9 protein-coding genes and 2 pseudogenes are annotated in these 16,155 nt (G+C 39.8%); all 11 read left to right on the forward strand.

Annotation, left to right across the window (positions count from 1 at the left end):
• Positions 1-488: phosphopantetheine-binding protein (locus tag SANK73390_RS00615; RefSeq protein WP_462762237.1), on the forward strand; the 488-nt coding region annotated here is incomplete at its 5' end.
• A 50-nt stretch (positions 489-538) separates the two neighbouring features.
• Positions 539-2,428, forward strand: a complete 1,890-nt coding sequence (gene asnB / locus SANK73390_RS00620) for an asparagine synthase (glutamine-hydrolyzing) (protein WP_462762240.1) — start codon at positions 539-541, stop codon at positions 2,426-2,428.
• Positions 2,429-2,438: 10 nt separating this feature from the next.
• A complete protein-coding gene (locus SANK73390_RS00625; protein WP_462762243.1) occupies positions 2,439-3,356 on the forward strand; it encodes a TauD/TfdA family dioxygenase in 918 nt (305 codons plus the stop codon).
• Between the two features lie 344 nt (positions 3,357-3,700).
• A pseudogene (locus SANK73390_RS00630) lies at positions 3,701-4,350 on the forward strand (MBL fold metallo-hydrolase); the annotation flags it as partial.
• A gap of 21 nt (positions 4,351-4,371) precedes the next feature.
• The gene (locus SANK73390_RS00635) at positions 4,372-5,295 is read left to right on the forward strand and encodes an MBL fold metallo-hydrolase (RefSeq protein WP_462762438.1); all 924 of its coding nucleotides are present in this window, start codon (positions 4,372-4,374) and stop codon (positions 5,293-5,295) included.
• A 669-nt stretch (positions 5,296-5,964) separates the two neighbouring features.
• On the forward strand, positions 5,965-7,326 hold the full coding sequence (gene glmU, locus SANK73390_RS00640; protein ID WP_462762245.1) for a bifunctional UDP-N-acetylglucosamine diphosphorylase/glucosamine-1-phosphate N-acetyltransferase GlmU: 1,362 nt from the start codon (positions 5,965-5,967) through the stop codon (positions 7,324-7,326).
• Positions 7,327-7,585: 259 nt separating this feature from the next.
• Positions 7,586-8,830 (forward strand): HlyD family secretion protein, encoded by a 1,245-nt coding sequence (locus SANK73390_RS00645; RefSeq protein ID WP_462762248.1) that lies wholly within the window; start codon positions 7,586-7,588, stop codon positions 8,828-8,830.
• A 32-nt stretch (positions 8,831-8,862) separates the two neighbouring features.
• Positions 8,863-10,987 (forward strand): annotated as a pseudogene (locus SANK73390_RS00650) (peptidase domain-containing ABC transporter).
• Between the two features lie 135 nt (positions 10,988-11,122).
• Positions 11,123-12,283 carry a lanthionine synthetase C family protein gene (locus SANK73390_RS00655; protein WP_462762441.1) on the forward strand — a complete coding sequence of 387 codons (1,161 nt, stop codon included), beginning with the start codon at positions 11,123-11,125 and terminating at the stop codon, positions 12,281-12,283.
• 13 nt (positions 12,284-12,296) lie between these two features.
• The gene (locus SANK73390_RS00660) at positions 12,297-15,470 is read left to right on the forward strand and encodes a lantibiotic dehydratase (protein WP_462762251.1); all 3,174 of its coding nucleotides are present in this window, start codon (positions 12,297-12,299) and stop codon (positions 15,468-15,470) included.
• A gap of 129 nt (positions 15,471-15,599) precedes the next feature.
• A complete protein-coding gene (locus SANK73390_RS00665; RefSeq protein ID WP_462762254.1) occupies positions 15,600-16,124 on the forward strand; it encodes a hypothetical protein in 525 nt (174 codons plus the stop codon).
• Positions 16,125-16,155: the final 31 nt, after the last annotated feature.

A 16,155-nucleotide genomic window follows, 5' to 3' on the forward strand; every position in this document is an offset into this window, starting at 1 on the left:
AACAGCGCTTGTTAGGGTGTGTGGTGAGTAAAGGACACATTGAAGAGCAACAGCGCACGGCGCACTATCAAGAGAGTCTCAAGGCTATATTACCAGAGTATATGGTACCGAGTTTTTTCCGCTGGATGCACGAATTGCCACTCACTCCAAATGGTAAAGTTGATAGAAAACAACTGCCTGAAAGTATCGAGTTCATTTCTACAAATAAATACCAACCCCCAGAAAACAATACTGAAGAGCTTGTTAGCTCTGTGGTTCAGTCAATAATGGCAATAGACAGGATAAGTATTAACGATAACCTTTTCAATTTGGGAGTTGACTCTGCTAAAGCAATAATGATTATTTCAGAGCTAAGAAAAAATAAAGTGACCATTGATATTAAAACTATATTTACTAAAAAAAGCATACGTGAAATATCAAAATATATAGAAAGTAACTCAATAAAGGAAGAGCCAAAGGTAGCAAGGAGAAAAGGGGTGGTTATTTAGAATTACCTTGGCCGTTTTGATAATAAATTATAATAAAAGGTGGCAATGAGATGTGTGGTGTTGTAGGGGTTTTTTCCTATAAGGATAATGCAACTCTTTTTAAGGATGATTTAGAAAGAGACTTAAAGTTGATGACGGATAAGATATTTCATCGAGGCCCTGATTCAAGTGGTTATCATATACAGAGTAACTTAGGGTTTGGTTTTACTCGATTAAGTATTATAGATTTAGAAGGTGGTAACCAGCCTCTGTATAGTGAAGATTCTTCTATTACACTTGTTTGTAACGGTGAAATATTTAACTATATTGAATTAAGAGAAGAATTAATTGAAAAAGGCTATAAATTTAAAACTAATACAGATGTTGAAGTTATAATTCCATTGTACCAAGAATATGGTGATAACTTTATTAATATGCTAAATGGGCAGTTTGGTTTTGCATTATATGATAAAGATCGAGATGTTCTTATTTGCGGGCGAGATCACGTAGGAATATGTCCTTTTTATTATACTCAAGTGAATGGCTTATTTATTTTTGCATCGGAAATAAAAAGCCTATTGGCTCATCCTTTAGTTGAGCGGGCAGTAGATCTCGAAGGTTTAGATCAAATTATGACTTTCCCAGGCCTCATCGCGCCTAAAACTATGTTCAAGAACATTAACTCATTAGAAGCGGGACACCAGTTAATTGTTGGTAATGGGGCAATTGAAAAGATTGAATATTGGGATGTCACTTATCCAAAAGAGGGTGAAATTGACTACGTTGATAATGAACAATATTACATTAATAAACTTGATGAACTGATAGATAACGCAGTACGGATTAGGCTTCGTTCAGATGTGCCTGTTGGCTTTTACTTAAGTGGCGGTCTTGACTCATCCTTGATTGCAAAAAAAATACACCAGCTAGAACCTAATAATAAAAGGCACTCGTTTTCGATAAATTTTAAGGATTCTGCATATTCAGAGAAGAAGTATCAGCAGATTATGTCTAAACATGTAGGTTCAATTCATCATGAGTCTATGTTTGATTTAAATAGCATCGAAGCGCGTTTAAGAAAAGTGGTTTATCACTCTGAGTCACCATTAAAAGAGACTTACAATACGGCATCTGAGGCTTTGTCCGAAATGGCATACAACGAAAATATTCGTGTTGTACTCACTGGAGAGGGAGCGGATGAGTTATTGGCAGGGTATGTAGGTTATCGGTTTGATAGTCAGAGAAACCCTGATGAGCTAGCAACAAATCTAGAAGGTGCACTGGAAAACAAAGTTAGGGAGCACCTATGGGGAGACCGAGGGTTCTTATACGAAAAAAATTACTATGACTTGATTAGGCTTAAGAAAAAACTCTATTCAAATGCCGTAAATGATAACTTTGAATCATTCTTATGCTTAAGTGACACATTGATTAACAAAGATAAAATTAGAGATGTTCATCCAGTTCATAAACGTTCATATCTAGACTTTAAGCTAAGGCTATCTGATCATCTAATTGCAGACCATGGTGATAGAATGTTAATGGCAAACTCAGTTGAAGGACGCTTTCCATTCCTAGATAAAGATGTCATTGAGTTTATTAAAGTTATTCCCCCATATATGAAATTAAACGGGAATATAGAAAAGTATATATTGAAGAAAATTGCAGGTGAAGTGTTACCCGATGAGATTACTAAGCGAGAGAAGTTTAGTTTTGTTTCACAAGGTAGTGACTCACTAATAAAGCAGGATTTAGCTTGGGTCAATGATTTACTCTCCTATGAAAAAATAAAACAACAAGGATACTTTGATCCGGATTATGTCGAAAGCTTAAAAAGAGATTATATGCAAGAAGATTTTAAGCTTAACTTGCCATTTGAAAATGATTTCCTGATTATTGTTTTGACTTTTGGCCTCTTTTTAGAAGAGTTTGATATGCCTAACTTTAGTGAGTCGATGTAGGTTTTTTATTATGAAAACAGAAAAAATAGCAGACAACTTTGGTATAACTATTCACGGTGATGGTTTGAGCATTAGAGAATTAGATCTCTCTGAATATTTTGATGACTTTAAATCTAAGCATGGTGGTGCATTATTACTTCGAGGATTTAAGGCAGATGTCGAAGACTTTAAAGTATTCACTGAAAAGTATGGTGAACACTTTAGAATATCTAACACTAATATGGCTGACCGAGCCAGTTATAGATCAGATAATACCTTAGCCACCGTTAACCTAGGAAACTATGCAATTAACTTCCACTGCGAGATTACAGTGCCGCACACACCTGAAGTGCTTTGGATGTTCTGTCAAACGGCAGCAAAGCATAAAGGGAGAACAGGGATTGTTGATGGAGCAAAAGTATACGAAGCTTTGATGCCATTTACTTTAGATATATTTTCTGAAAACGGTGGATACCTTTACTTTGAAAATGTGCCCAAAGACGTTTGGACAGGGCTCTATCCAGGGAAAAGTGCATCGCAATTAGAGACTTATTTAAAATCGCTTGATGATGTTGTTGATGTTGTTATTGATGAGCATCAAGCATTGAGTTTTAAGTTTAAAGAGACACCGCTCAAAAAAGGTAAGTTCTGTGGGCAAAATGTGTTTTGCTGTGGTTTATTAGATTATCCAGATCAGATACAAACGCGAGATAAAAAACAATATATGCAAAGCTTAGTGAGCGAAGTAACCCAAGCGGTTTTTCAAAATGCAGTATGGGTTGACTGGCAAGCTGGTGATATTCTTTTAGTTGATAACACCAGAGTGATGCATGCAAGGGAAGCATTTAGTGACTCAAAGCGCACTATATATATTCGTTATTCTGATTTGGCTTTAAATAACATTACGCCAAACGCTCCTCTACGAGAAGAAAGTACACTCATTATTTAATATCAATTTGTATAATTAAGCGATCTATTTTGAGGCTATGAAATTTTGTCGATAGCACCCTCGCATTCTGCTATCGCCGAAGTAACTTTATCCATATAGGTAAAGTTGGTTTAGCTATTTATTTGTTATATGGTTGTTTTTTAAATCAGCTAGCGGCAGGTTTCGTTTCTCAAATTGGTTAATTATTATTACGATTGGTATAAATTAATCACAGCTTCGGATAATCGGGCTCTCTTTGTATGTAGAATTGAACGCTGTTGAGTGCTTTTTATCCAACCTGAGGCTGAATTATAAGGTGTGCTTTGATTTTTTGTTATTAATAGAATCAATGTGAAGTAATAGATATGGAAAATAATTTATATTTAAAAGAATGTGTTTATTTTGAACCCTTAGTAGATAATTGGTATGCGTGGCCCTATTTGATACCACCTGCGACAGCAAGCCGAATAATTCAAAATAACCATATTCGTATCATGAAGTCTTTTATCAGTAACTACCAGTTGCATATTATGGCAGCTAAGGACTCGGCTCTAGAGGGGGGGAGTTTCTTAATGTGCCTGAAGAGCAGGTATCTAGTATTAAAGATATGTTGGAGATAACACAAGAGCGTAGTGCTGAGTTATTGATTTTGTCAGAGGCAATAAAAGATCTGGAAATCTTACTAGGTACTCATCAAAGTGGCTTGAGTGTGGAAAGTTTGTACGAGCAAGTTCCTTTTGCGTTAAGGGGTTATGTTGAGCTGCAATTGGACTCAGAACACCGACCCACTTACAGATTAATTGAATCATTACTATATCGCAGTTCATACTACAAACAATCGCTTCAGAGCGTTTCTTTCGGCTCTTTAACAAAAGTAGATGAACGTCCGTTTGTATTTAGTACTCCCAGATTGGCTGATGACAATCATTTACAGTTACCATTAGACTTTAACTCACCAGTGCTCGATAAATTACTAGCTGCAAGAGAGCACCCATTATCGCACTCAGAAGTTGAAGAAATATTTAGCACATTGCCTATGAGTGGAGGGCTTGACTATCGGGCATTATTTACTTCAGACAAACCCAAACATGTGTATCAACCAATTAGCGATGATAGTGTACGTTTGAGGTATACAGGCCATGCTGGCTTTTTAGTAGAAACTAAAGATGTCGCTATTCTTGTTGACCCCGTTATTGCTTCAAGGGGACCAAAATTTGCTGAAGATGTTTTGAGCTTCAGTGAGTTGCCGCCAAAGATTGACTATATTTGTTTAACACATAATCACCAAGACCATGTCAATATTGAGGCTCTATTACAGCTTAGGTATAAAACTGATTTAGTAGTTGTACCTAAGAATAATGGCGGCACGTTATTCGACCCATCTATCAAATTGCTTTTAAAACAGCTCTCATTCAATGTTATCGAAGTTGAAGATCTTGAAGATATCGTGATACCAAATGGAGTAATTAAGAGTATTCCTTTTTTAGGCGAGCATGGAGATTTAAATATCCGTAGTAAAACTGCTTGGTTAGTAGAGGTAAATGGAAAGAAAGCATTCTTTGGCGCAGACTCAGCAAATCCGGATTCTAATCTATATTTACACATGAAGGATATACTGTGTGATATTGATGTATTCGCTATTGGTATGGAGTGTGTTGGTGCGCCTTATACTTGGCTATATGGTCCACTGCATGTTAAGAAAGTGGCCAAGCAAGTCAAAAACTCTAGGCGATTAAACGGCTCCGATTTTGAACAAGCATTTCCTGTGATAGAGATGCTAAAACCGAAGTCTGTGTATATTTATGCGTTAGGAAGAGAGCCGTGGTATAAATATTTTATGGGTATTGAGTACACTGAAAATGCTGTTCAAGTACAGGAGTATACAAAGCTTATTGATGCTTGTAAGTTGCTTTCGATTGATGCTGAAGCACTCTTTGGAAAGAAAGATATTGTACTTTAAATAGTCGATTTTAAATATTGACGTTTTATTTAAGCGTAGCTATTACAAAAAGCCTGTTACAGGTTCCGTTTTTTGTGCTCAGGTTTTTTTGAACGATTTCATCAAGACTGAGCGCTATGCTTATCATATTGGCTAGCGCTTTACGTGATTGTTGCCATCAGCTGATATAAAATTCAGATATAAGAAGCCGTAGTCTGGCTAGGGTTTTGTGGCAGTTTTGGCCCACACCTGCCAGCACACTATCAATTGTTCCTTTAGTGTCGTTGCGACTCTCACTTCAAGGTCAAATTCATAAGGTTTGGCACTTTTGTATTTGGTTATTTTGAAAACTGAATTGGCCGTCAACGAGTTCGAACTAAAACAGTTGTTTTGTGGTGTGTGAAGGGTAGATTTAGGTTTCATCATTTATACTAAAATTGCAACTTTTTGGTTGTGTGATTCAAAAAGATTGCGACCTGAGAATAGTGGAATTTTTTATATATTCAAATAATTAAGCTAGTTTCAGGGTGGGCTAAGTAAAAGGGTCCAGATTTAGTTTCTTAAAGTACTTATCATTGATTTTGAAGGTGATTAAAATAATAGGCTGCAGCGCAACGAGTTATATAATAGCATATGCGCTTTGTCGGTTATCAACCGTAGTGTGACAACATCATAAAAGGATACGTGTCAATGGCACTCACTTCTATTATTCTAGCCGCGGGTAAAGGTACTCGTATGCGCTCAAAACTTCCTAAAGTACTTCACCCTGTTGCTGCTAAGCCTATGGTGCAGCATGTTATTGATAACTCAGTAGCATTAGGCTCTAAAGAGGTTAACCTTGTATATGGGCATGGAGCTGAACAACTAAAGAGTGCATTGGCACACAATGAAGTTAACTGGGTTTTACAGGAAGATCAACTAGGTACAGGGCATGCGGTAGCTGTTGCCAAAGATCACATAGGTGATGATGACACTGTGCTTATTCTATATGGTGATGTCCCGCTGACCAAATTTGGTACATTAGAGAGGCTGTTAGCGGTAACGCCAAAACAAGGTTTAGCTGTATTAACTGTGGTACTTGATAACCCCAATGGCTATGGCCGTATGCTTAGAGAAAACGGTAAATTAGTAGGCATAGTGGAACAAAAAGACGCGACACTTGAGCAACTAGAAATCAAAGAAATCAATACCGGTATTATGGCTGCCAATGGCCAGTTGCTTAAAAAGTGGTTAGGCGCATTGTCTAACAACAACGCCCAAGGTGAGTATTATCTTACTGATATTGTAGCTATGGCACATCAAGACGGTGTTGAGATCACGTCAGCTCAACCTGATTATCCAATGGAGGTTGAAGGGGCGAATAATCGTGTACAATTAGCTGCTTTAGAGCGTACTTATCAAACTTGGCAAGCTGAGCAGTTGATGCTCAATGGTGCCAGCCTCGCTGATCCAAGTCGTATTGATGTGCGTGGTGAAGTTACTACTGGGCAAGATGTACAGATTGACATCAATGTGATTTTTGAGGGTAAAGTTGCAATCGGTGATGATGTTATCATTGGTCCCAATTGTGTGTTAAAAAACTGCGTTATTGGCAATGGTGTGGTAGTCAAAGCCAACACGATGATTGAAGATGCGCAAGTTGCTGATAAGTGCTCCTTGGGGCCATTCGCTCGTTTAAGACCAGGTTCAGTCATGGCTGAAGACTCGCATGTGGGCAATTTTGTTGAAATGAAAAATACCCATCTTGGTAGAGGCTCTAAAGCAAACCATCTTACTTATTTGGGTGATGCAGAGATTGGCGAAAAAGTTAATATTGGTGCCGGTACAATTACTTGTAACTATGATGGCGTAAACAAGTCAAAAACCATTATTGGTGACAACGCTTTTATTGGTTCTAATTCAGCGCTCGTGGCACCGGTGAATATTGGCAAAACTGCAACTGTTGGTGCGGGTTCCGTGATCACGAATACGGTTGAAAATAAACAACTCGCTGTAGCACGTGCTAAGCAGTGTAATGTATCTGGATGGCAGAGACCAACTAAAAAATCTTAGTTTAATCATCGCAATAGGCAATGGGAATTGCCTATTGGTACGTTTTAGCCTAAACCGTTAAACACTATTTTTTACACGCTACCATAAATTTCAATATTAACTTTTCAGTGGGTGTTTCAAAAAGCTAAAAATGAGTACTTTAAGTGGTTAATAAAAAGGTACGCGGTAGATATTGACTGCGTTCCCTTTTGTTAGCTGTCATGGTACATTGTCATTTCAATGAACAAAATTTAACAATAATGTTACCCGAAGTAGAGCTATGGAAAACTTATTCCGCAAAGAAGTAATGGAAAACAAGCGGCATCGGCTAGAAGGTGCTGTCTCTTTGGTGCAGCCCCCCTTGTTTCGCACGTTAGCAGTGATAATCGTGGTCATTGTTATCATTAGCTTGATATTTTTATCAGTGGGTAAATACACCCGAAAAGAGCGAGTGAGTGGCGTCATTGAACCCAATACTGGGATCTTACGGCTCAAAGCCCCGCAAACCGGTGTACTTTCACAGGTGCTTGTTAGTGAAGGACAGTACGTAGAGCAAGGTGCGCCTTTGTTACGTATTGCCTCTGCCAAGCATAGTACACACGCGGTTGAGCTTAACCAAGCGTTGTTAAATCAATACACTTTTCAATTGCAGTCGTTAGAGCAGCGTATTGAACAACAACAAAGGCAAAACAAGCTCGCATTAAGCAAACTTAACCAGCAAAAATCATCGGCACAGGCTCGTTTACTTGAGCTGGAAGCGCAATCGCAAACTTTTTCAGAACGCTTATCATTAAATGCACAAATGGTGTCGCAAATAAGTACGCTCAAAGGTACTGGATATATTTCAGAGTTAGAGCTGCAAAGGCAAAAAGACACGTTGCTATCATTAAGACAGCAAGCATCAAGTATTCAATCGGAGCGCTTGTCGCTGCAAAGCCAAATTGAACAATTAGTTAACCAGCTAGAGCAGTTGCCTTTAGAGCAAAGTGATCATTTATCGCAGCTGCAATCGCAAAAAGCAGAGTTGCAAATTCAACTGTCCTCCGTTGAACAGCAACGCTTAGGTGAGCTCAGAGCGCCTAAGTCGGGTATTGTCAGTGGTTTGATGGCCAAAGTAGGCAAAAACGTGGTCAATGGTCAAAACTTGTTGTCTGTATTACCAGAAAACAGCCAAATGCAGGCCATTATTTTTGTCCCAACGAGCGCTTTTGGGTTTGTTAAAGAAGGGCTGTTAACTCGCCTGCGTTATCATGCTTTTCCTTATGAAAAGTTTGGTGTGTATGACGGACATGTTATTGAAGTTAGTCAAAGTGTTATTTTCCCAGATGAAACTAATACCCCAGGTATTATCTCTGCACCGGCATATCGTGTGGTTGTCGATATAGAAAAACAGCATGTGAAGGCATATGGAAAAGAGTCGGCATTACGCCCTGGCATGACGTTGGACGCAGACGTTATTTTAGAAGAGCGATCACTATTACGATGGCTTTTCGACCCTGTATTTAGCATTAAAGGTCAGCTGTAAGCTGTAAATTATAGGAACAAAGGCGGCTTATTATGCAAGTTGAAGACGAATCTCCAGTAGCTAAGCTACAGTTTTGGTCAAGGAAATCTCTGCCGATTATTTTACAATCTGAAGCGGCAGAATGTGGCTTAGCAAGTTTAGCTATGGTAGCTGCATATCATGGCTATCACAGCGATCTCATTTCATTAAGACAAAAGTTTAGCATTTCATTAGAAGGTGCAACGCTTTTAGATATTATGCACTTTGCTGAAAAGCTCGAACTGACATCTCGGCCATTACGAATTGAATTAGAAGACTTAGACGCATTACAAACACCCTGTATTTTACATTGGGATATGAACCACTTTGTAGTGCTTAAAAAGGCCAATGAAAAACGCATTGTGATCCATGACCCTGCGGCGGGTGAAAAAACGTTTACGCTTGAAGAAGCATCAAAACACTTTACCGGAATTGCACTTGAACTGACCCCAACCAAGAATTTTGAAAAACGACAAGCGCAACCTTCTTTAAAGTTCTCTGATTTTTGGAGTCGGATCACTGGCTTAAAACGTTCATTAATACTGATTTTTTCGTTATCGATATTACTGCAAGTCTTTACGTTGGCTGCTCCCTATTATATTCAATTAGTGATTGATGATGTGGTACTCAGTGGGGATACGTCATTATTAACGGTGCTTGCGGTTGGCTTTTTTTTGGTGTTGGTCTTTGAAGTGGCAACGAATGCCTTGCGAGGCTTTACGTTACTGCATTTTGGTAACCAAATGAATATTCAACTGGGCGCGAATCTATTTCACCATTTAGTGCGTTTACCTCTGAGCTACTTTGAAACACGGCATATGGGAGATGTGGTTTCTCGATTTGGCTCTTTACAACAGGTAAAGCAGTTGCTCACCACAGGCGTAATTGAAGCCATTATCGATGGGTTAATGGCCATGATCACCTTGGCGATGATATTTTTTTACTCACCGACATTATCGTTGGTGGTTTTAATTGCAGTGGTGTTATATGCGCTAGTTCGAGTTGCCATGTATAAGCCATTTCGTGCAATTAGTGAGCAAGAGATCATGGCGCGAGCAGAAGAAAACTCAAACTTTATGGAGACCGTACGCGGTATTCAAACCATAAAACTGTTTGGTTCTGAAGTTAAGCGCGAAGGTCAATGGCAAAACCGCTATGCCAATGCAATCAACCAAAATATTCGTTTGGGGAACTTTCAAATAGGCTACGATGCCATTAACAGAGCTTTGTTTGGCATAGAAAACATAGTGGTGGTGTATTTGGCTGCACACTTGGTTATTCAAGGTGGTTTTAGTACCGGAATGCTCTTTGCGTTCATGTCGTATAAGCGCCAGTTTATGGATAAAACGGCAAATCTAATTGAGAAGTTTATCGAGTTTAAAATGTTAGGCTTGCACTTTGACCGTATTGCTGACATTGCGCTTACTGACAAAGAGCAGTTACAGCCAGATAAAATCAAACGCCATCATATTGAAGGTAATATTGAAATCAACAATGTGAGTTTTGCTTACTCTGATGCCTCTGCCAATGTACTGAATAACTTGAGTTTGAAAGTCAGTGCAGGAGAGTCGGTAGCCATTACAGGGCCCTCAGGATGTGGTAAGTCTACGTTGTTGAAAATCATGCTGGGGCTTATTCCTGTGAAAAATGGAGAAATACTCATCGATGGTATTCCACTGGAGCAATTAGGCGCACGTCAATACCGCCAACAAATAGCCGCCGTGATGCAAGATGACGAACTGCTATCAGGGTCAGTAGCAGATAACATTGCTTTTTTTTGATACACCTATAGATATGGAAAAGGTAGTGTACTGCGCTGACCTTGCCGCGATTCATGATGATATTAGTGCGATGCCAATGGGGTACGACAGCTTAATTGGTGATATGGGTTCAAGTCTCTCAGGGGGGCAAAAGCAACGTATTATTTTGGCAAGAGCATTGTATAAAGATCCTAAAATTTTATTTATGGATGAGGCAACAAGTCACTTAGACACCCGCTTAGAGTCAGATATTAATGATGCTGTATCACGTTTGAAAATTACTCGGGTGATCATTGCACACCGTAAAGAAACCATAGCTTCCGCAGACCGTGAAATAAAGTTAACTAAATATAAAGAACAAAGCCCGACAGAGGCTTAGTAAAGGCAGTCAAATAAGTCATAGGGATTCGTGTCCATGGCTTAAGATAATAAAAGATACCTTAAGGAAAAGCATGATTGATAATTACAACTTACTCCCTGAAAAAAAAGAACAAAAAGAAAAATAGAACACATTATTCATCAGTTAGTTAAGTCAGTCATTGATGCTGATACCACGCAATTTCATCATGGTTTGTTAAGTGGTGTGGCTGGGCATTTGTTGTTTCTTTATAACGCCCATCAATGGAACCCACAATGGGTTGATGAAACTCTTTTTTCTCAAAAATTAGAGCAGTTACAGGATGGGCTCGCTGAGCAATCATTTGAATTGAGTAATGGCCTAGCTGGTCAAGCTTGGCTATTAGAGTATCTAAATCAAGCAGAAAAAGGCGATTATGATGCTGATCTTTTAGAAGATGTTGATGCGCTTTTTGTTGATGCGTTATCACATGAACCATGGCCGGGTGAAATTGAGACGGTATTGGGTTTATCTGGTTATAGCCCTTACGCAGCGAGACGAGCACGTTTTAGTGATCAAACGCAATTATGGACTGTGATTGTTAACGGCCTAGCAAGCACCGCAACGCGATTAGACAACGGCCATATTACTTGGTCTCAACCGAGTAACTCAGTTTATAGACTAGATAAAGAGGCGCTTGATGAGCCGGAGTATAACATTGGTTTGGCGCATGGTGTTCCCGGTATTCTCGCCGCATTGCTACCTGCATTAAATATTGAGCAGTTAAGGCCTCAGGTTAGCGAGTTACTGCGAGGCGGGTCTGATTGGTTGTTAGCCCATCAAAATACCAATGATGACGCATTTTCGTGTTTTGGCACGTGCATGCCAAGCAGCCAACATAACTCACGGTTAGGTTGGTGTTATGGAGATTTAACCATTGCATTGACCCTAGCTCGCATAGGCCATGCCTTAGATAGACCTAGCTACGTCGAAAGAGCATTAGAGATAGCGCTTCATAGCACCAAAAGAGATGCAGAATCTGGCCACATAAAGGATGCTGGGTTATGCCATGGCTTTGCAGGGTTGGTTACTATATATCAATTATTAAATAAAATAATGCCTCACCCAGAGCTTGCCGCGGCTGCTAAAAATTGGCTCGATTATACGTTAGCCCAATATGATGAACAGGGTATTGAAGCAATGTATAGCTTTAATGGACGAGATAAACGTTATAACGAAGACCTTGGCTTTTTGATGGGCTTCTCAGGTGTAGGCTTAGCACTGCTGGCAACTTTAAATGATGACACTAGTTGGGCAGATTGCTTGTTTATGGCATAAGGGGAAATGCAGAATGACGAATATAAAACAACCAAATTCGACGACAAAAAACTTTGAGAATGGAGCGTTTTTTGTTGTTAGAACCCCTCGTTTGTCAATTGAATATTTACAGGCTTTTTCGGTGCCGGGTGCAGATAACAATGCAATTATTAATCACTGGTTGGCACTGCCAGGTATACTTGAAGCACTTTACTTGGCAAGCCCTTCGTTGCTTGAGCGAATTGATCAATGGCGCTCTAAGCCAGACTCTAAACAGGGTAAGAAGGTGGCTCATGCGCTGATCAAATATATGGTACGAATGTGCTCAAGACCAACGCCGTTTGGTTTTTTTTCTGGTATTCATACTGGGCAAGTTGGCAATGAAACTACGTTAGTCGGTGGCTGTCATACTCAAGATAAGCGCAATACTCGCTTAGATATGTTTTACTTATCGGCATTAAAAGAGCACTTTGTGAAACATGCTGCTCGTTCTGATACTTTGAAATATAAGCCTAATTCTTCACATTATTTTGTGGCCGAGCAGTGTCGGTACATTGAAGCTTATTTGTCTGATGATAGTATGCAATATCGTTTAAGTGCGGTAGAAAGTGATGAGTATTTTCAATTTGCACTAGAGAGTGCAAAAACGGGATTGAGTTTTAATGCGCTTGTTAAAGTATTTTGTGATAAGTACTCAGAAGCTGATCAAGAAGAAGTAGAAGCGTATATTCAGGACTTAATAAATGAAGGGGTTATTCAAGCTGATATTCCCTTGCCGTTAACCGGTGACTCGCCAGACTTGGCTTTGTTGAAGTCATTGCAGGCCATTGAAGAGCACGAGACTGCGGACCATTTAGCAACAGCATTGGCTCAAGTTGAGCGTTTAGATCAACAAAAAAGTGGTGAGATCACCCCCTACAAACAGGTGTTTGAACATTTAGAACGACTGCCCGTTAATGTGCAAGAAAACAAACTATTTCAGTCCGATGTTTATCGTCATTTTGAACAATGCCAGCTCAGTGAAATGGAGATCAGCCGCTTTAAAAAGCAGTTAGAGCTGATTGCGGGTTTGAGTATTGATTCTGACGCTACAGCAATGAGTAATTTTACCACACAATTTAATGCACGGTTTGAAGGGCAGTTCGTACCACTTGATGTGATTTTAGATGATGAGTCGGGCATTGGTATTTCGGATGAAACAGGCTACGATGCCCCCCTTATAGCGGGTTTGCCACTAGGTAATAGGCAATCTCAAGGTGGAGCAACCCCTCCACAAGTCAGTGTTTTGGAGGCCATTATTGACGACGCTATTAGTCTGCCTGAAAACCGTGCTAAAGACTGTATTGTATTAAAAGGTAAAGAGCTAAAAGGGAAAGTGACCAACAAAGACGCAGTGAAAAAATTCCCAAGTTCATTTGCAGCAATGTTGAGTGTTTATGAAGACGATAAGCACAACCCAATCCTAAAATTTAATGGTTGCTACGGACCATCGTCAGCAAGCTTGTTAGGGCGTTTTTGCCACCTTGACGAGGCTTTGAAAGAGCAGGTTGTTACTGAACTTGAAAAAGAGCAGCGGCACTCGCCAGAGGTTATTTTTGCTGAAGTGGTGCATATGCCAGAAGGTCGACCGGGCAATGTGATTGCGCGGCCTCATTTACGTGAATATGAAATCGTGTTTATGGCTGATAGCAGCCTAGCTGATGAGTATCAAATTCCATTGAGTGATTTGTACGTGTGGGTAGAGGGCAAGCATGTAAAACTTTGGAGTAAGCGGCTTAATAAGCAAATAGTGCCACGTTTATCTAGTGCGCATAACTACTCTGCGCGTAGCTTAAGTGCGTATAAATTCTTATGTATGTTACAGCATCAATCGGGTCGAGCACCAAGTTTCAATATGCCGATGAGTACTAGCCAAAGTGCGTTTGTGCCACGTATTATGTTGGACAACCTGATACTGAGTGAAAAAACATGGCGCATTGGCCGTGAACAGCTTGAAGCGGTATACACGAAAGGGCAGCTTGACGTAGCAAAGCTCACAACCTTAATGGACAAGTATCAACTTGACTCGCAGGTAAGTTATGCAATGTCAGATAACATTTTGCAGCTCGATTTAACCAACCCTGATATGTTTGCAATTTTGCTTTCAGAAACCAAAGGGTTAAGTCGTGTAGAACTTAAAGAGGTGCTCAGTAATCACTACTATTCAAAAGTGGTCGACTCGCACGGTCATCATTATAGTAATGAGCTAATAGTACCGTTTTTTAATGGCCATGCCCAAGTGCACCACCATTTTGCTGATAATCCCATTGCAAATATTACTGCTACGCCTATTAAGCGCCGTTTTAGTGCTGGCTCACAATGGTTGAGCTTAAAAATTTACTCAGGTAACTCTTTGCTAGAACAGTTGTTAAGCGAGCAATTAGAGCCCTTCATCGCACAACACAGCCAGTTGTATGATAAATGGTTTTTTATTCGCTATGGCGATCCTGATTGGCATTTAAGGCTGCGCTTTTTTGGCGAACCCCAGGTGTTATGTGGTCAGCTTTTACCGGTATTAAATCAGCTTCTTGACCCAATGGTAGAAAGTGGTGAGCTACATAAAGTTGAACTCATGACCTATGAGCGAGAGGTAGAGCGCTACGGTGGGCCAGAGTCAATGGCATTAGTTGAGTCATTATTTATGTTTGATAGTTCACTCATAGCTAAAACCTGTGAATTGATTGAGGAACACGGTGAGCAAGTGAGATGGCGTGTTGCCTTAATGCACACTGATAGATTGCTGAGCTTATTCAACTACGATGATGACGAGAAGTTAGCGCTTATCAGCAGACTCAGGGATGGCTTTGGACGTGAGTTTAACGATAGCAGTGCACTTAGAAAGCAACTGGGTAATCGCTTTAGAGAGTATCAACAAGACCTTGATAAGGACTTTGCACATTTTAATCAGCAGCCGTTGCAAGCCGCAGATGAACTACAACATGCGTTGTTTGATTTGCTTATGCACTGGCAATATCAGGCTCAACCAGTGATCGAACAGTTAAATGATCTTATTACTAACGAGGCTTTAAACTGTAGTAAAGACTCACTACTAAGCTCATTGTTACACATGCATAACAACCGTATGTTTAAAGCATATGGTCGTGAGCAAGAGTTGGTGATCCACGATTTATTACGTCGAAAGTATTTTTCTACACATAAAAAACAATAAGCAATACTCGAACTGTCATGTTGAGCGTTTGCTTACTTAGGGTATATTTATTGAGATGTTAAGTGCGACTTATTTTTATAGGCTAAGCTGAGTTTTTATAAGATCAAGATTTACCACTGAGAGGGTAATATGAAACAGTTTAAGGTTTTGGCGGCAATTGTTTTTTTAATGCTGAGCTTGAGAGCCAGTGCGACACAATCACTCGTAGATGAACTTAACGTTTTTACGCCTTTTCTTGGCACATGGCAGGCAGATTTCCAAGTCACAGAAGGACAACCTGCAATGCAGGATGTAAGTCATTGGGAGCGTGCACTTAACGGCACCGCCGTGCGTACTATGCATTCTATTAATGAAGGCATATATGGAGGCGAATCACTCATATTCTGGGATAAAACAAAGCAACAAGTAGTGTTTTATTATTTTACTACTGCTGGGTTTTATACCCAAGGCAGTATGCTGGTAAATGAGGATGGGAGCTTTGTTGCCTATGAAGATGTTACCGGCAATAAAGATGGTATTACCAAAGTAAAGTCAACCAGTCGTTTTGTAGATGGCGTGATGGAAGTTGCAACGCAGTACCTAAAGCGTGGTACTTGGAGCGAGGCTGAAATACGCCGTTACGTACGCTCAAATAAAGCTGTTAAATTTCAATAATATTTGGGTATGCTGAGTACTACCTTTTACT

It is taken from the genome of Pseudoalteromonas sp. SANK 73390 (assembly GCF_054966645.1).